Here is a 20,361-nt window from a genome sequence, read left to right as displayed (position 1 = left end):
GAGCAGCTGACTCTTAATCAGCGGGTCCGGGGTTCGAGTCCCTGGCGGCGCACAGACACACGGCAGGCCCCCCGCTCAGGCGGGGGGCCTGTTCGCGTCAAAAATCAAAGAGACAATACGTAAACACTCCGACACCGTCCGCACACAACCGGTCCCAATGGCACCAACCGGGATCAACAGCCGTCACAATGAGCGCGTATGACCGGTAAACACCGTGTTTCGCATCTTGCGATCATGCTGAACGGCGTAGAACCCTGGGCGGCAAGATGCTGCGAATGCGCGGCGCTTGGGGGCGGACCGGTTGCGCTGCCACGGGGATGGGGCCCCGTTCGTGAACAGATGCCGAGGGGGGCATCATGCAACCGGAAGGACACTGTTCCATGTCCTAGTGTGTGGACGATGTGGCGGCAGTGGTCCATTGCTGGTGCGTTTGTGAAGGCCAAGGGGGGCCCAGCAGGCGTTAGGAACCGACAAACACGCGGTTGATCTGCGTGTGGGGGGATGACTCATGACGTCGACGCCGACGGGCGCCCGGCATGACTTCGACGCGTCACAGACGACCCAGCTCAGGGTGCCGTCACACCGGACCGGCGGTTTCCGCCGTATCAAGAAGACCTTGCCGAAGTACGACTACGAGCACTACAGCCGGCTGGCCGGACCCCTCACACAACCCGACCCTACGAAGCCGTACACGGTCAAGTACCGGTCCCTCCTCTCACAGGAGCCGCACCGCGTCCGGGCCGCGCTGATGCTGGGCGCCGCGCCGCTGCTCTCCGTCGTCCTGCTCGTCTGGCTGCTCCAGCCCGCGCACTGGACCGAACGCGACTACCCGGCCTTCGACTTCCTGCCGACGCTCGACATCGTGATGCTCGTGTCGATCGGTCTGATCGAGCTCTTCCGCTGCCTGAACGTACTGTCCAACGCGCACGCCACCCTGGTCGCCCGCGACCCGATTCCCGTGGTGCCCGAGACCGGCACGAGAGTGGCCTTCCTCACCTCCTTCGTGCCCGGCAAGGAGCCGCTGGAGATGGTGACGAAGACACTCGAAGCCGCGGTGCGGATCCGGCACCGCGGCCTCATGCATGTCTGGCTGCTGGACGAGGGCGACGACGCCGATGTGAAGGCGGTCTGCGAGCGCCTGGGTGTGCACCACTTCTCCCGCAAGGGCATCGCGAAGTGGAACATGCCCAAGGGCCCGCACCGCGCCAAGACCAAGCACGGCAACTACAACGCCTGGCTCGACGCGCACGGCGACGACTACGACTACTTCGCCTCCGTCGACACCGACCACATCCCGCTGCCCAACTACCTGGAGCGGATGCTCGGCTTCTTCCGCGACCCGAACGTGGGCTTCGTCATCGGCCCGCAGGTGTACGGGAACTACGACAACTTCGTCACCAAGGCCGCCGAGTCCCAGCAGTTCCTCTTCCACGCGCTGATCCAGCGGGCCGGCAACGCCTACGGCTCGCCGATGTTCGTGGGGACCAGCAACGCCGTACGCATCAAGGCCCTGAAGCAGATCGGCGGGCTGTACGACTCGATCACCGAGGACATGGCGACCGGCTTCGAGATCCACCGCCACAAGAACCCGGCGACGGGGAAGAAGTGGCGCTCGGTCTACACCCCGGACGTGCTCGCGGTCGGTGAGGGCCCCAGCGCCTGGACGGACTTCTTCACCCAGCAGATGCGCTGGTCACGAGGGACGTACGAGACGATCCTCAAGCAGTACTGGAAGGGCTTCTACTCGCTGCCGCCGAGCAAGCTCTTCAACTACACCATGATGATCATCTTCTATCCGATGTCCGCCCTCAACTGGATCCTCGCGGCCCTGAGCTGCGCGCTCTTCCTGGGTCTGGGCGCCTCGGGTGTGAACATCGACCCGACCGTGTGGCTGATGCTCTACGGCAACGCCTCGGCGCTGCAGATCGGCCTGTACATCTGGAACCGCCGGCACAACGTCTCCCCGCACGAGCCCGAGGGCTCCGGCGGTGTGGCGGGCATGGTCATGTCGGCGCTGTCCGCGCCGCTCTACGCGAAGGCCCTGATCGACTCCGCGCTGCGGCGCAAGAGCAAGTTCGTGGTCACGCCAAAGGGCGACTCGGCCAGCCCCGACCGCTGGTTCGGAACCTTCCGCTACCACTGGTACTTCATCCTGATCTTCGGCGGCTCGATCGCGGCCGGCTTCACCTTCGGGCACTCGCACCCCGCGATGATCATCTGGGCGACGTTCGCCACGGCGATCACCGCGACGCCGATGTTCGTCTGGCGGCACATGCTGCGCCAGGAGAAGAAGAAGCTCGCCGCCCGCTCCGACGCGCCGCAGGACGCCGTGTCCGTGCCGCAGCCGATCATGCCGGCCCAGCACGCGCCACACACGCAACACACGTCGCACGCCCCTCACGCCCCTCACTCCACCCACGCGCCGCAGCACAAGCCCCAGTGGGCCGCATCGGGCGGTACCGGCGAGGGCAGCGTAGGGGGCGGGGGCAACGACCAGACCATGCAGATCGCCCTTGGTGGACTTGGGGGACGTAAGGAATGAAAGACCGTGCAGGCCGCCGCCGCGCCCGTCGACTCGCGATAGGCACGGCGGTGGTCCTCGCGTTGGCGGGGATGAACGGGCCGTGGGTGTACCGCTTCAGTACCGAGAAATACCACGACTACAAGATCAACAGACCGGAGTACAAGGCCGAGAACGGCAAGTGGGAGGTGGTGAACTTCCCGGAGGAGTACCGGCAGAACACCATCCACGCGGCCCTGCTGCACACCGGCAAGGTCCTGCTCGTCGCGGGCTCCGGCAACAACGCGGACAACTTCGACGCGAAGAAGTTCGACACCCGCATCTGGGATCCGGTCAAGGGCACGATCAAGAAGGTCCCGACCCCGGCCGACCTGTTCTGCACCGGTCACACGCAGCTCGCCAACGGCAATCTGCTGATCGCGGGCGGCACCAAGCGGTACGAGAAGCTGAAGGGTGACGTCACCAAGGCCGGCGGCCTGATGGTGGTCCACAACGAGAACCCGGACAAGCCGATCACTTTGCCCGCGGGCACCAAGTTCACCGGCAAGGAGAACGGCAAGACGTTCGTGTCGAAGGACCCGGTCGTCGTCGAGCGCGCGACGAAGGTCTTCGACAAGGCGACGGGCAGGTTCCTGCGCAACGATCCCGGACTCGGCCGGATCTATGTCGAGGCGCAGAAGAAGGGCACCAGGTACGAGACCGGTACGCAGGACAACTACCGCGTACAGGGCCTGTCGGGCGCGGACTCCCGCAACACGTACGGCATCGCCGAGAAGCTGGCTCTGGACAAGAAGGATTTCCAGGGCATCCGGGACGCCTTCGAGTTCGACCCGGTCGCCGAGAAGTACATCAAGGTCGACCCGATGAACGAGGCCCGCTGGTACCCCACGCTCACCACCATGTCGGACGGCAGGATCCTCAGCCTCTCCGGCCTGGACGAGATCGGCCAGCTGGTGCCGGGCAAGAACGAGGTGTACGACCCGAAGACCAAGAAGTGGACGTACACCAAGGGCGTCATGCAGTTCCCGACGTACCCGGCGATCTCCCTGATGCAGAACGGCGAGATGTTCTACTCGGGCGCGAACGCGGGCTACGGCCCCGACGACGTGGGCCGTGACCCCGGCATCTGGAACGTGGAGACCAACAAGTTCACCAAGCTGAAGGGTCTGAGCGACCCGAACATGCTGGAGACCGCCGGCACGGTACTGCTGCCGCCTGCGCAGGACGAGAAGTACATGGTGATCGGCGGCGGCGGGGTCGGCGAGTCGAGGCTCTCCAGCGAGAAGACCCGCGTGATCGACCTCCTGGCCGACAACCCGGAGTTCACGGACGGCCCGTCCCTGGAGAAGGGCACGCGCTACCCGCAGTACTCGATCCTCCCCGACGACACCGTCATGATCTCGGGCGGCTCGGAGGACTACCGGGGGCGTGGCGACTCCAACATTCTCCAGTCCCACATGTACGACGCGAAGACCGGCGAGCTGAACCGGGTCGCCGACCCGCTGGTGGGCCGCAACTACCACTCGGGCTCGATCCTGCTGCCCGACGGCCGCGTCATGTTCTTCGGCTCGGACTCCCTGTACGCGGACAAGGCCAACACCAAGCCGGGCGAGTTCGAGCAGCGCATCGAGATCTACACGCCGCCGTACCTGTACCGCGACGCGCAGCCCTCGCTGTCGGGGGGGCCGCAGACGATCGCACGCGGCGCGTCGGGCACCTTCAGGTCCCAGCACGCGTCGACGATCACATCGGCCCGCCTGATCCGCCCGAGCGCCTCGACGCACGTCACGGACGTCGACCAGCGCTCCATCGCCCTGGACCTGAAGAAGACCAAGGACGGCGTAACGGTGACGGTCCCGAAGAACCGGAACCTGGTGGAGTCGGGGTGGTACATGCTGTTCGTCACGGACGACCAGGGGACACCCAGCAAGGCGCAGTGGGTCAAGGTGCCCTGATGCGCTGAAGACCGGGCGCCCTTCCGGGGAAGGGCGCCCCGATCGCCTTCAGGGGCGCGGGGAACTGCGCGACAAACGACGGACGGCCCGCAGCCGACAGACCGCAGAACCCCCCATCCCCTCAGTCACCCACTCGCTTTCGCAAGCTTCAACGCGTAGTCGACCCACCACTGCCCGGCCTTCGGCCCGCCCTTGCACTCCCCGTCGGACTCTCCGGGCCGCTTCACCCACAGATACGCGTCGACAAGAGGATCCGCCGTCTTCACGGTCGGGGACTCTCCCAGCGCCCTCCCGGGAGGGTTGCACCAGTTCTCGTCCGGCTCGCCCCCGGTATAGGGACCGTTCCCGTTGCGGGACGTGTCCACCACGAAGTGCTTTCCCCCCACCTTCGCCGACAGCTCCTTGCCGTAGGCAATGGAATCAGCCGTCGAGTAGAAGTTGGACACGTTGACGGAGAACCCGTCCGCCCTCTCGATGCCCGCCCACTTGAGCGGCTCGAAGATCTGGTCGGGCTGGTTCCAGCCCGCGTTCCCCGCGTCCAGGTACACCTTCGTGTTCTTGAGCCCCGACAGCGTGTCGATCGCACCGCCCAGCAGGTCGTACCGCTCCTCGTGGAACTCGTCCTGGGTGCAGCCGTCCACGAGGTGGAGTACCGCGTCCGGTTCCAGGATCACCGTGGCCGCGCGGTCGCCGATGCCCTTGGCGATGCCGTCGATCCACGCGCGGTAGCTGTCGCCGTCGGCGGCGCCTCCGCTGGAGTACTGGCCGCAGTCGCGGTGCGGGATGTTGTAGAGGACGAGGACTGCGGAGCGGTCCGCCTTCTGCGCGGCCTCCGTGAAGCCGCGGGCCTCCGCCTCCGGGTTCTCCGGGCTGATCCACTCGCTGGTCGGCTGCTCGGCGATCTTCCGGATCTGCTCGGCGTCCGTGGTCCTCTCGTTCTTGACGTACGCGGCGACCTGTTCCGCCGCGTTGCCGTCGGGGTTCACCCAGAACGGGTTGGTCCCCTTGGGCTGCTGGGTGATCAGTGCTTCCGGTTCCTTCGCCGGGTCGTCGCCGTCCCCCTTGCCGGAGGACGAGGAACAACCGGTGAGCAGCAGTGCCGCCCCCAGCACCGTCACGGACGGCCGCCCCCAGGCCGCCCCCTTACTGCCGAACATCGAACTCCCCCTCGGGTGCACTGTCCTGGTCCCCCCTGGATGCAGTGGCGTAAGCCTCAATCCTGACATACGCGGCCGGACGGCCACGAGGCCGCCAGTGCCTTGTCGGATACCTGTTACAGCCTGTTCGGTCAGGGTGGAATTGTGACTGCCGGGGACTGGAACACCAGCAGGGGAAGGTGTCGCAGGACTGTCCGTCACCTGGGCGGATAACGCAGAGCCACCAGGCCGGGACTTGGCGTCAATCACCTCTGGGCCTGAGCGCGCTCGCCCTCTACAGTCGTTGCGACGGCCCCAGCCCCAGGCCACTGCTTCACCGTTCGCAATCAGGGGCGGGCATCGAGCCTCCCGCGCAGGTCGCCGGGCCACTCCCGCAGCCCGTGCGCCCGCGGTCGAGGGCCTGCCCGGTCGACGGCCCCGGGAGGAGCGGGTCGTCGACCGGGCAGGGTGGGGACGCGGGGGACGCGTCGGAGAGGTCAGGCAGCGGTACCCGTCAGGTACGCCGACACGATCACGTTCGCCGCGTAGGTGCTGGTCGCCCTGTCGAACGTACCGCCGCAGGTGATGAGCCGGAGTTCCGCGCGCCCCGACTGCCGTGTGCCGTACGCCTGTTGGGCGTCGAAGCGCTCGCGGGGCAGGACCCGGACGTCGTCGACGGTGAACTCGGCGACCTTGCCGTCGGCCCGGGCGACCCGGATCGTCGCGCCCGGCCGCAGGGTGCTGACCTTGTAGAAGACGGCCGGCCGGCTCTCGGTGTCGACGTGTCCGACGAGGAGGGCGGTGCCGGCGGCGCCGGGCCGGGTACCGGGCGCGTACCAGCCCACGACGCCCGCCTGGTCGAAGGGCGGTGGATCGATCGCGCCACGCCGGTCGAGGCCACGGGCCACCACCGGGGCCTGTACGCCCAGTTCGGGTATGTCGACGCGCCGCGGCAGGGCGCCGTTCAACGGCTCGTGCGGGGCCGGGAGTTCGGGATCCGGGGGGCGGCCGACAGCGGCGACGTCGCCGGTGGTCGGCGCGGATACGCCGTGGCGTACGTCGGTCACCCCGCGGCCCCACAGCCACAGCCCGAGGAGCAGCAGCGCCCAGGCCACGCCCATGGTCAGGCGCCCGGTGCCGGAGGACCGTTCTCGGTCGTCGTCGGACATGGCGTTCAGTCCGTCCCACGGCCGCGGCGGAACCCGCGCACCACCACGACGACCGCGGCCACGCCCGCGAGGACGAGACCGACCACCGTCTGCCCGGTGCCGGGGCCGGTGCTCTTCGCGTCGGCGGCGAGCCGCTCGGCGGCCGCCAGTTCCGCCGCCGCGCCGCCGCCACCGGCGGGGACGGGGGCGACGGGCGAGGCGGCGGCACCGGAGGGTTCGGCGGGGGGCGGTTTCCGCGCCTCCTCCGCGACCACGGCGATCGTGCCCTTGACCTTGCCGTCCTGCCCGTCGCAGCCGACCGTGACGTCGTACGTGCCCGGCGTGAGCGAGGAGCGGACGCGGGACCCGCCGACGAGCGCCCCGTCCTGCCCCTGTGCCGCGAGCAGCACATCGGCGACGAAAGCCTCCGACTTCGCGGTCCCCGTCTTCCCCGTGCAGCCGCGCACGACCAGCCGTAGGTCGCTGCCGGGCGCCGGGGAGGCCGGGGTCACCGTGACGCCCCCGTCGGCGGCGTACGCCACGGGTACGGCGGCGAGCGCGGCGGCTACCACGGCGCCGGCACAGAGAGTGATCCGTAGAGAACCCATCGTGAACCTCCAGACATCTGGAGACTCCTCCTCCGGACGCCGGTCCGCATCTCCGGAGCGGGTACGACTGCTCCGTACGGGTCAAGGAGGGTTTGAGCGCGTATGTGCCGAAGGGCTCAGACGCGGTCGACGAGGTCCGCGATGGAGTTGACGATCTTGGACGGGCGGTACGGGAAGTTCTCGACCTGGTCGGGCCCGGTCAGGCCGGTGAGCACCAGGAAGGTCTGCATCCCGGCCTCGATGCCGGCGAGGACGTCGGTGTCCATGCGGTCGCCGATCATCGCGCTGGTCTCGGAGTGGGCGCCGATCGTGTTCAGCCCGGTGCGCATCATCAGGGGGTTCGGCTTGCCCGCGAAGTACGGCTTCCTGCCGGTCGCCTTGGTGATCAGCGCGGCCACCGCGCCGGTCGCGGGCAGCGGGCCCTCGGCGGAGGGGCCGGTCTCGTCCGGGTTGGTGGCGATGAAACGGGCGCCGCCCTCGATCAGGCGTACGGCCTTGGTCATGGCCTCGAAGGAGTAGGTGCGCGTCTCGCCGAGGACCACGTAGTCGGGCTCGTGGTCGGTGAGGATGTACCCGATGTCGTGCAGGGCGGTGGTCAGGCCGGCCTCGCCGATGACATAGGCGGTGCCGCCGGGGCGCTGGTCGTCGAGGAACTTCGCGGTGGCGAGCGCCGAGGTCCAGATGTTGTCGACGGGCACGTCCAGGCCCATGCGGCGCAGCCGGGCGTGCAGGTCGCGCGGGGTGTAGATCGAGTTGTTGGTGAGCACCAGGAAGGGCTTGCCGGACTCGCGCAGCTTCTTGATGAAGGCGTCGGCGCCGGGGATCGGCACGCCCTCGTGGATGAGCACACCGTCCATGTCGGTGAGCCACGAGTCGATGGGCTTGCGGTCTGCCATGTCCGGTCTCCTGCTCCTGCACTGCCTTGCCCTGCCGTACACGCGTACGAGATGCCGCGTGCGCCCAGACTAGTCACAGCCCGGATCTTGAGGGAATGGCCGCTTTACGTCCGTCCCACGCCTCGGACCCGGGCGAGCAGCAGGACCCCGCCGCCGGTCAGCAGGAGTGCGAACGCGATGCCGGCGGCGAGGCGGAGGGCGGCGCCGCGGCGGCCGGTGCCGGCGAGCTCTCTGGCGGACGACGGCGACTCCCGTACGCCGGGTGCGGCCGACACGGGGGCGGGGGCGACGACGCGGAAGCGGTAGTCGTTGGACTGGCCGACCCAGTCGCCGTCGTCGGCGTGCCGCTGGATGACGGCGGCGTTGGCGACGACGTCGTTGGCCACCGCGCCGGCGCCGATCGCGAGCCGCACCCGCACGGAGACGGTCTGCCCGGGCCCGACGGTGAACCCGGGAAACCCGTCGCCGTCGAAGACCCCGATGTTCTCGTCGGCGTCGGTGGCCTCGAACCGTACGGGGTAGGGGCGGGGGCGGTCGCCGTCGTAGAACTCCAGGTGCGGCTGGGCCGGCGTCAGGGCACGGCTCTCGTCGACGAGTACGAGGACGGGGTGGATGTCCGTGCAGGTGCGGGCGGTGTTGTTGGTGAGGTCGAGGCGCCAGGTCTGGTGTTCGCCGCCGGCTTCGTAGGCGGCCGGCCCGCCGTGGATGCGGGTGGTGAGGGGGAAGGCGGCCCGGCCCTCGGAGGCTTCGCAGGTGAGGGGCTTCGCGTCGGCGTGCGCCGGGGTGGGCGGGGCTCCCGCGACGGCGAGGAGGGCGGCTGCGGTGGCTGGACCGAGAGGGAGTCGCATAAACACATCACCGTGCCGGAGGGGTGGGGGCGGTGGACGGCGCCGCTCCGGCGGAGCGCGCGGCTACGCCCCGAACGGGCTCGCCGTATGCGCCCGATCGGCGGAGGCGGCCCGGCGGCCTGCGAGGCTCCTCAGGTCATGTCTCGTCGGCGCCGGTGAGGCGGCCGTCGGTGAGACGCCAGCAGCGGAGGTGGGAGGTCTGACGTCAGGTCTCGTCGGCGGCGAGGGCCCGGGGGACCTCAGGCACGCGACTGCGGAAGGGCGGTTTCCCTCAGGATCGCGCGGGTGGCGGCACGCTCGGCCGCGTCGACCGGGTGGACGTCCAGGGAGATGCCGACGCTGTCCGGGTGGATACCACGGCCGTGGTTGCGGGACTCCGGGGCGAGCCAGCCGGCCGACAGGACGGCCGTCCCGCTGCCGGGACCGGTGAGGAAGTTCAAGTCCTTTATGTGGGAAGCGAGTTCACCGAGGGACTTGTTGATGTCGGTGGTGGTCAGCGGCCAGGCCCGGTGGCGGGGAGGTTTCCTGCGTCGATCGCGTGCGCTCATGGGCTGAAGGATGGCAGGGCGGGGCGGCCGGTCCCCCGGGGTTTTCGCCGCCGCGGTGGCGGTACCCGGCCGATGCCGAGCGATCCGCCGAGGTGCGAGAGTGGACGACATGACTGGTACGACTGGCACACCCGGCACAACTGGCACTCCCCTGCGCATCGGTCTCGTCGGCTACGGCCTCGCGGGCTCCGTCTTCCACGCCCCGCTGATCGCCGCCACCGAGGGCCTCGTCCTCGACACGGTCGTCACGGGGAACCCCGAGCGGCAGGCACAGGCCCGCGCCGGGTTCGCGGACGTACGGATCGCCGCCACGCCCGACGACCTGTTCGCCCGCGCCGACGAGCTGGACCTGGTCGTCATCGCGTCCCCGAACAGGACGCACGTCCCGCTGGCGACCGCCGCCCTCAAGGCCGGCCTGCCGGTCGTGGTCGACAAGCCGGTCGCGGGCACGGCGGCCGGGGCGCGTGAGCTCGCCGCCCTCGCCGACCAGCAGGGACTGCTCCTCTCCGTCTTCCAGAACCGCCGCTGGGACCACGACTTCCTGACCCTGCGCAAGCTGCTCGCCGAGGGCGGGCTGGGTGACGTGTGGCGGTTCGAGTCGCGGTTCGAGCGGTGGCGTCCGCGGACCAAGGGCGGCTGGCGCGAGTCCGGCGACCCGGCGGAGATCGGAGGACTGCTGTACGACCTCGGCAGTCACGTCGTCGACCAGGCACTGGTCCTCTTCGGTCCCGCCGCCTCCGTGTACGCCGAGACGGACATCCGCCGTGAGGGCGCCGAGGCCGACGACGACACGTTCGTCGCGCTCACCCACACGAGCGGCGTCCGCACCCACTTGTACGTCTCCGCGACCACCGCCCAACTCGGGCCGCGTTTCCGGGTGCTGGGCTCGCGGGCCGGGTACGTGAAGTACGGCCTCGATCCGCAGGAGGCCGCCCTGAAGGAGGGCGGGCGACCGGGCGACGCCGACTGGGGACTGGAACCCGAGAGCATGTGGGGGCGGGTCGGGTCCGGAGAGTCCCCGCTGACCGGCGGCGGCCGGCCGGAGCCGACGCTGCCGGGGGCGTACGAGGAGTACTACTCGGCGATCGCCGCGGCTCTGCGCGACGGCGCCCCCAACCCGGTGACCGCCCTGGAGGCGGCAGCCGCGCTCGACGTACTGGAAGCCGCCCGGCGTTCCGCGAACGAGAAAGTGACGGTGACACTGCGATGACCAGTCAGAAGACCGGCGGCCACAAGGCCCCGCAGCCCTCGCTCGGACCGCGCATCGCGCCCGAGCTCACCCCGAGCGTCGAGGAACTCGAAGCACAGCAACGGCACCTGGTGTTCCCGCAGTTCGGTCATGAGGACGCGTGGGCCCTGGGTTCGCTGCTGGTGGAGCTGGCGCGGGAACGGCAGGCACCGGTGGCGATCGACATCCACCGGGCCGGCCAGCAGCTCTTCCACGCCGCCCTGCCCGGCTCGACCCCCGACAACGACGCCTGGATCGACCGCAAGCGCCGGGTGGTGGAGCGTTACGGCGCCTCCTCCTACCTGGTGGGCGCCCGGTTCCGCGCCAAGGGCACAACGTTCGAGGCGGACTCGCGCCTCGACCCCGACACCTACGCGGCCCACGGCGGCTCGTTCCCGATCACGGTCGAGGGCGTCGGCGTGATCGGGTCGGTGACGGTGTCGGGGCTGCCCCAACTCCAGGACCACCGGATGGTGGTGGAGGCGCTGGAGACGTACCTCAAGGTGTAGGGGGAGTCCGGGGATTCGCGGGCCGCACGCCCCGGGCCGGGAATTATCCCGAGGGACCCTCCGTTTCAGGAAGCCACAGCACGGCATCCGGACTCGGAGGGAAACAGAACCGATGAACCAGGTCAGCGCCTCACAGGTCGGCTCGCTGAAGGAAACCGTCGGACGGTACGGCGTCTGGAGTTCCGGGCTGCGCGCGGAGGATCCCGAGGGGCTCACCGAGCGCGCCGAGGCCGCCGCCGAACTGGAGGAACTGGGCTTCGGCGCCGTCTGGCTCGGCGGCAACTCGGGCGCACGGCACGCCGTTCCGCTCGTCGAGGCGACCTCCCGGCTCGTCGTGGCGACCGGCATCCAGAGCATCTGGCAGTACGAGGCCACCGAAACGGCCTCCCGGTTCGCGGAGTTGGAGGCGTCCCACCCCGGCCGCTTCCTGCTCGGCCTCGGGGTGAGCCACGCGGGGCAGGCGGAACGGTACCGTCGCCCGTACGCCTCCATGGTCGAGTACCTCGACGCCCTGGACGCGGCCGGACAGCCCGCCGAACGCCGGGTGCTGGCCGCGCTCGGCCCGAAGATGCTGGAGCTGTCACGGGACCGCGCCGCCGGCTCGCACCCGTACCTCGTGACACCCGAGCACACCGCCCAGGCCCGCGCGGCGCTGGGCGAAACCCCGCTGCTGGCACCGGAGTTGAAGGTCGTGCTGGACACGGATGCGCACCGGGCCCGCGCGACCGCGCGCGGCACCCTCGCCATGTATCTGACGCTCCCGAACTACACCAACAACTTCCTGCGCATCGGTTTCACCGAGGACGACCTCACGGACGGCGGCAGCGACCGTCTGGTCGACGCGGTGTTCGCCTGGGGCAGCGACGACCGGATCCGCGAACGCGTCGACGCCTTCCACACCGCGGGCGCGGACCATGTCACCCTCCAGGTCGTCGAGGACGGGTCCAGGGGCGCCCTCCCCCGCGACGGCTGGCGCCGCCTGGCCACTCTGCTGAAGTAGCCGGGAGAGCTCTGGAAGCGGTGGCGTTTCCTCCGGATGTATCCGGTCGTTGGTCTGCACGTGTCATCGGGCGGGTTCCAGGAGCCCGGTGACACGCAGGCGAACGGAGAAGTCCCGTGCGATTGACCGATATCCACCGTTGCGAGATCCGGCCCGGAAGGCTCGTGACCTGGACCCTGCATCCGACGGCCGTCGAAGGCGTGGCCGGCCTGCCGGAGGATGCCCGCCCACCCGCGTACGTACAGGAGGCACACGTCCGAACGGCGCGATCGGTGCGCGAGGACGGCCTGTTCGTACCGACCTGGCTCGGCACGGCCTTCGACATCCCGGGGCGGGTCGATCTCGACGTCCTGGAAGGCGCGTTGCGAGCGTGGACGCTGCGGCACGAGACGCTGCGCAGCGGTTTCCGCTGGGCGGACGGCCCGCCCGGCGCCCCCGGCACTCCCACCTCTCCCGGCTCCCTCAACGACGAGCTGCGGCGCTTCACCCTCGCCCCCGACGCCGTCGTCCTGCACCGCGAGGACGTCGGTGACTTCCGGGACGGGGCGGCGCTCCCCCGCTATCTGCAGGATCGGTTCGACATCGCGGCGGACGCGCTGAGCTGGCCGAACTTCATCTACAGCGCGGTCGTCAGGGACGACAGCACAAGCGTGTACATGGCGTTCGACCACACCAACGTCGACTCGTACTCGATCTTCCGCATCGCCCACGAGATCCACCAGCTCTACACCGCCGGCCTCGACGGCACGAAGGTGGACACGGCACCGGTCGCCAGTTACGTCGACTTCTGCGCGAGCGAGCGTACGCACGCCGACGGGATCGACGAGACGCACGCGATCGTCGCCGACTGGCGGAAGTTCATCGCCCGGTGCGACGGAAAGCTGCCGAACTTCCCCGTCGACCTCGGCCTCGACCCCGAAGGGCCGCTGCCCACACAGAAGTTGATGCGTGAGTGGCTCACGGACGACGCGGACGCGGCGGCGTTCGAGGCGTACTGCCGTCCCTACGGCGGCAGCATGGTCGGCGTTCTCGCGGCGACCGCTCTCATCGTGCGCGACATCGGCGGACAGCAGGTCTACCGCACCGTCGTGCCGTTCCACACGCGGGCCAGGTCCGAGTGGTCGGACTCGGTGGGCTGGTACGTGGGCGGCGCGCCGCTGGAGATCCCGGTGGGCCAGGTGTCGGACTTCGACGGCGCGCTGGACCTGGTCCGCACCGCGCTGCGGGCGAAGCGGCCCCTGTCGAGGATGCCCATCGCCCGGGTGCTGAAGCTGCTGGGCTCCGACTTCCGGCCCACCTCACCGGACCTGTACTCGATCGTGTCGTTCGTCGACACACGGGACATCGCGGGTTCGGAGCGGTGGGACGGCCTGAAGGCGTACGGCCTGATCAGGGTGTCGTACGGCGACCAGGTGTGCGCGTGGATCACCCGCCTCCACGAGGGCCTCCAGTTCGCGGCGCGCTACCCGGACACGGACGTGGCGTCGAAGAACATGCGGCTGTACGTGGCCGGACTGAGAGAGCTGATCTCCTCGGTGGCCCAGGAGGCGCCCCGAAGGGGCGCCCTGGGGGGCGCGGGGAACTGCGCGACAAGCCCCCACCGGCCCGCAGCCGAAAACCCCGCACCCGGCGGAGCGCTTACGCGTCCTTGAACTCCTGCCGCTGACGCCCGAGCCCGTCGATCTCCAGCTCGACGACATCCCCCGCCCGGAGAAACGGCTTGGGCTCGGGCGCACCCAACGCCACCCCCGCCGGCGTACCCGTGTTGATGACGTCACCCGGGTACAGGGTCATGAACTGGCTGACGTACCGCACGACTTCCGCGACCCCGAAGATCTGCTCCGCGGTCGTACCGTCCTGCTTCAGCTCACCGTTCACCCACAACCTCAGCCCGAGCCCCTGCGGGTCCGGCACCTCGTCCGCGGTCACCAGCCAGGGTCCGAGCGGGTTGAACGTCTCGCAGTTCTTCCCCTTGTCCCACGTCCCGCCCCGCTCCAGCTGGAACTCGCGCTCGGACACGTCGTGCGCGACCGCGTACCCGGCGACATGGGCGAGCGCCTCCTCGTGCGAGCCGAGGTAGCGGGCCGTACGTCCGATGACGACCGCGAGTTCCACCTCCCAGTCGGTCTTCGTCGACTCGCGCGGCACGAGCACCGTGTCGTGCGGCCCGACGACCGTGTCCGCCGCCTTGAAGAAGATCACCGGTTCGGCGGGCGGCTCGGCGCCGGTCTCGCGGGCGTGGTCGTGGTAGTTGAGCCCGATACACACGATCTTGCCGACGCCGGCCACCGGCGGCCCGATCCGCAGCCCGGTCGCGTCCAGCGCGGCCAGCTCACCGGCGTCGGCGGCGGCCCGGATCCGGCCGAGCGCCGCGTCGTCGGCGAGCAGCGGTCCGTCGATGTCCGGGACGACCCCCGACAGGTCGCGCAGGGTTCCCTCGGCGTCGAGCAGCGCGGGCCGCTCCGATCCCGCCGTACCGACTCGCAGCAGCTTCATGGTGGCTCTCTCCCTCGGTCACGCCCTCGGTCACCATTCATCGGATGACTGAGCGATCCTCCGAGCTTGCCGTCCAGTCCGCAATACCCGGTTCACGTACTGGACTGGCTACCGGCCTGCGTACCGGTCTGCGCACTGGCCTGAGGCGAGAGCTGCCAGCGGTACAGCGCCGCCCGCTCGACCGCACTCCACGTCGTGCTGGTCACCATGTACAGCGCGGCGGCCAGTGGCATCACGGCCACGGAGAAGAGCGTGAAGAAGGACATGAACGGCATGAACCTGGCCGCGGAGGCGAGCCCTGGCACCGCCTCACCGCCGCCGTCGCCGCCGCCCACCGACATCGGATTCAGCGCCATGACCCGCTTCATTCGCCGGTAGTTGAAGGTGGCGACGGCGGCGGCGAGGGCGAACAGTCCGAGGTAGACGACACCGGCGGCCCCGAAGATCCCGTCACCGCCGAGCGCGTCGGCCCACCGCTCACCGAGGGGCGCGGCGAAGAGCTGGTGGGTGAGGAGTCCGTTGGCCTCGCCGCCGATCTCCGGGTTGGAGAAGAGGTGGTAGAGCAGGAAGAAGGCGGGCAGCTGGAACAGGCTCGGGAAGCACCCCGACAGCGGCGAGACCTTCTCCTCGGCGTGCAGTGCCATGACGGCCTGCTGGAGCTTCCCGGGGTCCTTCGCGTGCCGCTTCCGCAGCTCGGCGACCCTCGGCTGCAGCGCCGCGCGCGCCCGCTGTCCCCGCGCCGCCGCACGGGACAGGGGGTGCACGAGGAGCCGTACGAACGCGGTGAACAGGATGATCGCGGCGGCGGCCGAGGAGGCGTGGAAGAGGGGCTGGAGCAGGTCGGCGAGATGCTCGACGAGGCCGGCGAAAGCGGACAGGAAGTCGGACATGGGTGAGCCCTCCGAGGGGTCTCGTCGTGCCGGGGATGAAGAGAGATCATCGGCATGACGGCCCGCGCGGGGGCACGGTTACCCCGTGTGCAGAGGGGGGGTGGCGCGCCCTACGCGGTGACCGTCGGGAGGGCGTGTCCGGGGGCGCGGGGGCGGGTGCGGCCCCGGGCGTCGGGGTCGCGTTGCGGCAGGAACGCCGTACGGCGGGCCCGGTCGCGGATGGCCGTACGGACCCGGGTGGGCGGCACGGCGGGCGCGAGGCGGGAGGCGATGAGCGAGCAGGCGGCGAACGCGGATCCGGCCGCGGCGGTCGCCGCGAGGGCGACGGCGGCGGAGAGGCTGCCGGTGTCGAGCAGCGCGACCTCGATGAGGAGCAGGAAGAGCGCGGCGGCGGTACGCGGGTTCACCCGGACCGGACTCCGGCTCCGGATCATGCCCACACCCCCTTCCGTACGACTGTCTGCTCTGCTGTTCGTTATACAGGATGCCCCGGACCGGGCTCAGCGGGGCCGCATCGACGTGAGCTTGGCCCAGACGATCAGGCGGTAGCGGGACGTGTACTCCGGGGTGCAGGTGGTGAGGGTGAGGTAGTAGCCGGGGGTGCGGTAGCCGTGGGCCGGCCTGACGAGGGAGCGGGGTACGGCCCTGATCACGCCGTCGTCACGGGCGGAGGTCTGGGGAAGCGTCCGGTCGACGGTGTACGAGTACACGGCGTCCGCCGTCTCGACCCGGACGGCGTCCCCGCGTCGCAGCCGGTTGATGTACCGGAAGGGCTCGCCGTGGGTGTTGCGGTGCCCGGCGAGGGCGAAGTTACCGGCCTGGCCCGGCTGTTGGGTGGCGGGGTAGTGGCCGACGTACCCCTTGTTGAGGACGCCCGACTTGCTGACGCCCTCGGCGACGGGGACACGGAGACCGAGCCGGGGGATGCTGAGGATGGCGTATGCCTGGAAGTAACTGGGTTCGGAGGAAAGGGAGTCTGCCAGGCGGGCATTGCCGGACAGCTCGGAGGAGCCGGAGGAGCCGGAAGAGCCCTGCGGAGGAACGGAGTTGCCGGGACCGGAGCCGTCACCCGGGCTCACGGGACTCACCGGATTCGCGGGGTTCCCCCACCCCTCCTCCAGAGCCCGCACCTCCCGCTGGGCGCCCTGCGCTGCCTGCCGGTTGGTCCACCACAACTGGTGGACGACGAGGAGCGCGAGGATGGTACCGAGGGTGACGAGCAGCTCGCCGCAGGTCCACAGTGCGCGGCGGCGGAGGGCACGTCGACGGAGTGTGCGGTGCCGCACCACAGGTACCCGAGCCCGCATGCGTACGCCTCCCTCGCGCCCTCACGTGGGTCGGCCCGCACCATAGGGCAGACCTCGCGAAGTCACCAGGCCTACTCCCACCCCTGACGCTCGCCCTGTCGCTGCCCCTGACCCCGCCCCTGACCCTGCCCCTGGCCGCGACCCTGGCCGCGCCCCCGCCCCCGACCCTGGCCCCGGCCCCGTCCCTGACCCTGACCCCGTCCCCGCCCCTGACCCTGACCCCGACCCCGACCCCGTCCCCGCCCCTGACCCCGACCCCGACCCCGCCCCTGACCCCGACCCCGTCCCCGTCCCTGACCCTGACCCCGACCCCGTCCCCGCCCCTGACCCCGACCCCGTCCCCGCCCCTGACCCTGACCCTGACCCTGGCCGCGACCCTGGCCGCGCCCCCGCCCCCGACCCTGGCCCTGACCCTGGCCCGGCCTGCCGTTGCCGTGTCCGTCCGCTCCCTGTGAGCCCCCTTTGTCCAGTGGTTCGAGAAAGGGCTGTCACAACTCTCGACAACCCCATCTATCACACCCGATGCTTCCTTTTGGCATGAACGGGGCAGGTCAGAATCCGGACGGAGAAGCCATGATCCGACGCAGATCTCTGCTGGCCGCGGCAGGAGGCACTGTCCTCGGCAGCGCCCTGGCGACGGGCACCGCACGGGCCGACGCGACCATCACCGTCAACCCCGCGACGACGTACGGGACGTGGGAAGGCTGGGGCACCTCGCTCGCCTGGTGGGCGAACGTGTTCGGCGCCCGGGACGATTTCGCGGACCTCTTCTTCACCACCAAGTCGGTGACGTACAACGGGACGTCGCTGCCCGGCCTGGGCATGAACATCGCCCGTTACAACCTCGGCGCGTGCAGCTGGAACAGCGTGAACGGCGAGAGCATGGTGGCGTCGGCGAACATCCCGGCGTACAAGCAGATCGAGGGCTACTGGCAGGACTGGAACAACGAGGACCCCACGTCCTCGGCCTGGGACTGGAGCGCGGACGCGACGCAGCGGGCGGCGCTGACGAAGGCGGTGGCGCGCGGGGCGACCACCGAACTGTTCGCCAACTCGCCGATGTGGTGGATGTGTTTGAACCACAACCCGTCGGGCGCCTCGGGCGGCGGCAACAACCTCCAGACGTGGAACTACCGCCAGCACGCCTCGCACCTGGCCGCCGTGGCCCTGTACGCGAAGAACAACTGGGGCGTGAACTTCGCGACGGTGGACCCGTTCAACGAGCCCGCGGCGAGCTGGTGGACGGCCACCGGCACGCAGGAGGGCTGCCACATGGACGCGTCGGTCCAGGCCGCCGTTCTCCCGTACATGAGAAGCGAGCTGGACAAGCGGGGCCTGACGGGAATCAGGATCGCGGCCTCGGACGAGACGAACTACGACGTGGCCCGCTCCACCTGGGCGGCCTTCGGATCGTCGACGAAGGCCCTGGTGAGCCAGGTGAACGTGCACGGCTACCAGGGTTCGGGAGGCCGCCGCGACCTCCTCTACACTGACGTGGTGACGACGTCCGGCAAGAAGCTCTGGAACTCGGAGACGGGCGACAGCGACGGGACCGGCCGGACCCTGGCGTCGAACCTCCTCTACGACTTCCGCTGGCTGCACCCCACGGCATGGGCCTACTGGCAGGTCATGGATCCGACCGTGGGCTGGGCGATGGTCGCGTACAACCCGAGTACGCTCCAGCCGACGACGGTCCAGACGAAGCACTACGTGATGGCCCAGTTCAGCCGGCACATCCGCCCCGGCATGACGATCCTCGACACGGGTGTCAGCTACGCGGTGGCGGCGTACGACGCGAGCGCGAAGCGCCTGGTGATCGTGGCCCTGAACACGTCCACGTCGGCCCAGACCCTGACCTTCGACCTCGGCAGCTTCACGACGGTGACGGGCGGCTCGGGCGGCCTGGTCCCGCGCTGGAACACGGTGACGGGTGGCGGCGGCGACCTCTACACGGCGCGCTCGGACAGGTTCCTGAGCGGGAAGACGGTGGCGGTGCCGTTCGCGGCGGGGGCGGTGCAGACGTTGCAGGTGGACGGGGTGACCATCTGAGTTGCCGAGGAGTCGCCGAAGCGTTCCCGAGGACCCGCCCAGGAGTCACCGGGGAGGGGAGGCGCCTGGCCGGGTGCCTCCCCTCCCCGGTGAGCGCTCTCCTGGCTGCCTCTCTTCTTTGTCGGTCGTCGGCAGTACGGTGATCCCATGCGCCCCGACACGCCTGCGGAAAACGTCGACCACATCGCCGAAGCGGCCCGCCTGGAACGGACGGCCGGCCTCTACCCCGAGGACGCCGAACACCTGCTCGTGCAGGCCGCGGCCCACTTGGAACTGGCCGGCGACCGCCCCGCCGCGACAGCCCTGTACGACAGCCTGATCCAATCCCCCGGTTCCCTGGAGAACCCCCACCTCGTACGCGCCCTCAAGGCGTCGAACCTGTGGGAGTACGGCCACGAGGCGGAGGCCCGGGCGATCATCGACGGCGTCCGCGCCGAGGCCCCCCGCGACCCGGCCCCCTGGGTGATCGTCGCGGAGTCCCTGGAATCGCACGACGAGCTGGAGGCGGCCCAGGAGACGTTCACGGAAGCGGCCCGCCTGCTGATCCCGGACGCGCAGGAACCCCCGTACTCGACCCACCCCCTTCTCTACGGCCGCCACCGCGTACGCCGGATGCTGGGCGTGGCCCACGACGAATGGGACATGCTGGCGGACACGCTGCACTCGTCGCCGGTGTCGCTGGACGAGCTCCACGACCCCAAGAGGGTCTGGTCCCTGGGCTCGGACAACCCGGCGGAGCTGGAGGCGGAGATCTCGCGGCTGCGGGCGGAGCTGGGCACGTTCAGGGAGGCGCTGTCCCGCCCGTTCCCGGTGGCGGTGCTGCACTGGCCGGCGGCCGAACTGGCGGAGCTGGTGGCCGCGTATCCGGACCTGGCGGACGAATACCCCTCGCACGAGGAGCACCTCGCGACGATAGAGGCGTCGCTCCGGGAACTGGCGGCTTCCGGCACGGCGAACCTGGGGATCGTCACGGGGACGGTGCCTTCTTACGAGGCGTTCGCGGCGTCGGAGGGGGCTTCACCGGGGGAGGGCGCGTTGCTGCCGCAGTATGCGACGACCTTGGCGGCCCGGGGCAGGGCTGTGGGGTGGCCTCCGCAGCGGGGGGCTGTTTGCTGGTGCGGGTCGGGGGCGGCTTATGAGGGGTGCCACGGGCGGGTGGCGGTGTAGGGGGCTACGGGACGACCGGCTGAACCCGGACAGCTGGGACCAGAGCTGAATTCGG

The 20,361-nt window shown here is 70.1% G+C and carries 18 protein-coding genes; 8 read left to right on the top strand and 10 right to left on the bottom strand.

All coding sequences use genetic code 11. The annotated features are described in order from the left end of the window. Positions 1-508 precede the first annotated feature (508 nt). A complete protein-coding gene (locus RB628_RS22600; RefSeq protein WP_318322330.1) occupies positions 509-2,542 on the top strand; it encodes a glycosyltransferase family 2 protein in 2,034 nt (677 codons plus the stop codon). Further along, entirely contained in the window at positions 2,539-4,476 is a 1,938-nt protein-coding gene (locus RB628_RS22595) for a kelch motif-containing protein (protein ID WP_318322329.1), read from the top strand. The genes RB628_RS22600 and RB628_RS22595 overlap by 4 nt, the downstream gene beginning before the upstream one ends. A gap of 125 nt (positions 4,477-4,601) precedes the next feature. Here the strand turns inward: RB628_RS22595 and RB628_RS22590 are convergent, their stop codons facing one another. From RB628_RS22590 to RB628_RS22565, 6 genes are all read right to left on the bottom strand, one after another. After that, on the bottom strand, positions 4,602-5,633 hold the full coding sequence (locus RB628_RS22590) for a glycoside hydrolase family 6 protein (protein WP_318322328.1): 1,032 nt from the start codon (positions 5,631-5,633) through the stop codon (positions 4,602-4,604). A gap of 476 nt (positions 5,634-6,109) precedes the next feature. After that, complete coding sequence (locus tag RB628_RS22585) at positions 6,110-6,781, bottom strand: class F sortase (protein ID WP_318322327.1); 672 nt, start codon at positions 6,779-6,781, stop codon at positions 6,110-6,112. Positions 6,782-6,786: 5 nt separating this feature from the next. Continuing rightward, positions 6,787-7,368, bottom strand: coding sequence for a hypothetical protein (locus RB628_RS22580; protein WP_318322326.1), 582 nt, complete (start codon positions 7,366-7,368; stop codon positions 6,787-6,789). A 116-nt stretch (positions 7,369-7,484) separates the two neighbouring features. Beyond that, positions 7,485-8,264 carry an HAD-IIA family hydrolase gene (locus tag RB628_RS22575; RefSeq protein WP_318322325.1) on the bottom strand — a complete coding sequence of 260 codons (780 nt, stop codon included), beginning with the start codon at positions 8,262-8,264 and terminating at the stop codon, positions 7,485-7,487. A gap of 104 nt (positions 8,265-8,368) precedes the next feature. Further along, entirely contained in the window at positions 8,369-9,112 is a 744-nt protein-coding gene (locus RB628_RS22570; RefSeq protein ID WP_318322324.1) for a hypothetical protein, read from the bottom strand. Positions 9,113-9,351: 239 nt separating this feature from the next. Further along, the gene (locus RB628_RS22565) at positions 9,352-9,660 is read right to left on the bottom strand and encodes a hypothetical protein (protein WP_318322323.1); all 309 of its coding nucleotides are present in this window, start codon (positions 9,658-9,660) and stop codon (positions 9,352-9,354) included. A gap of 109 nt (positions 9,661-9,769) precedes the next feature. Between RB628_RS22565 and RB628_RS22560 the strand changes: the two genes are divergently transcribed. From RB628_RS22560 to RB628_RS22545, 4 genes are all read left to right on the top strand, one after another. Beyond that, on the top strand, positions 9,770-10,870 hold the full coding sequence (locus RB628_RS22560; RefSeq protein WP_318322322.1) for a Gfo/Idh/MocA family oxidoreductase: 1,101 nt from the start codon (positions 9,770-9,772) through the stop codon (positions 10,868-10,870). Next, complete coding sequence (locus tag RB628_RS22555; protein WP_318322321.1) at positions 10,867-11,397, top strand: heme-degrading domain-containing protein; 531 nt, start codon at positions 10,867-10,869, stop codon at positions 11,395-11,397. Before RB628_RS22560 ends, RB628_RS22555 begins: the two co-directional genes overlap by 4 nt. Before the next feature lie 112 nt (positions 11,398-11,509). Continuing rightward, positions 11,510-12,397, top strand: coding sequence for an LLM class F420-dependent oxidoreductase (locus RB628_RS22550; RefSeq protein ID WP_318322320.1), 888 nt, complete (start codon positions 11,510-11,512; stop codon positions 12,395-12,397). A 116-nt stretch (positions 12,398-12,513) separates the two neighbouring features. After that, a complete protein-coding gene (locus tag RB628_RS22545; protein ID WP_318322319.1) occupies positions 12,514-14,049 on the top strand; it encodes a condensation domain-containing protein in 1,536 nt (511 codons plus the stop codon). Here the strand turns inward: RB628_RS22545 and RB628_RS22540 are convergent. The 4 genes from RB628_RS22540 to RB628_RS22525 form a co-directional block, all read right to left on the bottom strand. Next, positions 14,036-14,893, bottom strand: coding sequence for a fumarylacetoacetate hydrolase family protein (locus tag RB628_RS22540; RefSeq protein ID WP_318322318.1), 858 nt, complete (start codon positions 14,891-14,893; stop codon positions 14,036-14,038). The two genes, RB628_RS22545 and RB628_RS22540, sit on opposite strands and share 14 nt — an antisense overlap. A gap of 92 nt (positions 14,894-14,985) precedes the next feature. After that, positions 14,986-15,771: a YidC/Oxa1 family membrane protein insertase gene (locus RB628_RS22535; protein WP_318322333.1), complete on the bottom strand. Its 786-nt coding sequence runs from the start codon at positions 15,769-15,771 to the stop codon at positions 14,986-14,988. A 122-nt stretch (positions 15,772-15,893) separates the two neighbouring features. Then, positions 15,894-16,217, bottom strand: a complete 324-nt coding sequence (locus RB628_RS22530; protein ID WP_318322317.1) for a DUF6412 domain-containing protein — start codon at positions 16,215-16,217, stop codon at positions 15,894-15,896. Between the two features lie 66 nt (positions 16,218-16,283). After that, entirely contained in the window at positions 16,284-17,090 is an 807-nt protein-coding gene (locus RB628_RS22525) for a class E sortase (protein WP_318322316.1), read from the bottom strand. A gap of 573 nt (positions 17,091-17,663) precedes the next feature. Here RB628_RS22525 and RB628_RS22520 point away from each other — a divergent pair. Together RB628_RS22520 and RB628_RS22515 are read left to right on the top strand one after the other, a co-directional pair. Further along, a complete protein-coding gene (locus RB628_RS22520; RefSeq protein ID WP_318322315.1) occupies positions 17,664-19,139 on the top strand; it encodes a beta-1,6-galactanase in 1,476 nt (491 codons plus the stop codon). A gap of 147 nt (positions 19,140-19,286) precedes the next feature. Further along, complete coding sequence (locus RB628_RS22515) at positions 19,287-20,306, top strand: SEC-C domain-containing protein (RefSeq protein WP_318322314.1); 1,020 nt, start codon at positions 19,287-19,289, stop codon at positions 20,304-20,306. Positions 20,307-20,361 lie beyond the last annotated feature (55 nt).

The organism is Streptomyces sp. ADMS, from assembly GCF_033441795.1.
Classification (GTDB): Bacteria; Actinomycetota; Actinomycetes; order Streptomycetales; family Streptomycetaceae; genus Streptomyces.
Note: the sequence above shows the minus strand (reverse complement) of the source record. Positions and strands in the feature narration are given on the sequence as shown.

What these genes read in the sequence shown, in the direction of transcription:
- RB628_RS22570 (WP_318322324.1), bottom strand. Translation starts at nt 9,112, where the DNA reads ATGCGACTCCCTCTCGGTCCAGCCACCGCAGCCGCCCTCCTCGCCGTC.
- RB628_RS22525 (WP_318322316.1), bottom strand. Translation starts at nt 17,090, where the DNA reads ATGCGGGCTCGGGTACCTGTGGTGCGGCACCGCACACTCCGTCGACGT.
- RB628_RS22540 (WP_318322318.1), bottom strand. Translation starts at nt 14,893, where the DNA reads ATGAAGCTGCTGCGAGTCGGTACGGCGGGATCGGAGCGGCCCGCGCTG.
- RB628_RS22555 (WP_318322321.1), top strand. Translation starts at nt 10,867, where the DNA reads ATGACCAGTCAGAAGACCGGCGGCCACAAGGCCCCGCAGCCCTCGCTC.
- RB628_RS22580 (WP_318322326.1), bottom strand. Translation starts at nt 7,368, where the DNA reads ATGGGTTCTCTACGGATCACTCTCTGTGCCGGCGCCGTGGTAGCCGCC.
- RB628_RS22560 (WP_318322322.1), top strand. Translation starts at nt 9,770, where the DNA reads ATGACTGGTACGACTGGCACACCCGGCACAACTGGCACTCCCCTGCGC.
- RB628_RS22590 (WP_318322328.1), bottom strand. Translation starts at nt 5,633, where the DNA reads ATGTTCGGCAGTAAGGGGGCGGCCTGGGGGCGGCCGTCCGTGACGGTG.
- RB628_RS22585 (WP_318322327.1), bottom strand. Translation starts at nt 6,781, where the DNA reads ATGTCCGACGACGACCGAGAACGGTCCTCCGGCACCGGGCGCCTGACC.
- RB628_RS22600 (WP_318322330.1), top strand. Translation starts at nt 509, where the DNA reads ATGACGTCGACGCCGACGGGCGCCCGGCATGACTTCGACGCGTCACAG.
- RB628_RS22550 (WP_318322320.1), top strand. Translation starts at nt 11,510, where the DNA reads ATGAACCAGGTCAGCGCCTCACAGGTCGGCTCGCTGAAGGAAACCGTC.
- RB628_RS22575 (WP_318322325.1), bottom strand. Translation starts at nt 8,264, where the DNA reads ATGGCAGACCGCAAGCCCATCGACTCGTGGCTCACCGACATGGACGGT.
- RB628_RS22530 (WP_318322317.1), bottom strand. Translation starts at nt 16,217, where the DNA reads ATGATCCGGAGCCGGAGTCCGGTCCGGGTGAACCCGCGTACCGCCGCC.
- RB628_RS22515 (WP_318322314.1), top strand. Translation starts at nt 19,287, where the DNA reads ATGCGCCCCGACACGCCTGCGGAAAACGTCGACCACATCGCCGAAGCG.
- RB628_RS22520 (WP_318322315.1), top strand. Translation starts at nt 17,664, where the DNA reads ATGATCCGACGCAGATCTCTGCTGGCCGCGGCAGGAGGCACTGTCCTC.
- RB628_RS22595 (WP_318322329.1), top strand. Translation starts at nt 2,539, where the DNA reads ATGAAAGACCGTGCAGGCCGCCGCCGCGCCCGTCGACTCGCGATAGGC.
- RB628_RS22565 (WP_318322323.1), bottom strand. Translation starts at nt 9,660, where the DNA reads ATGAGCGCACGCGATCGACGCAGGAAACCTCCCCGCCACCGGGCCTGG.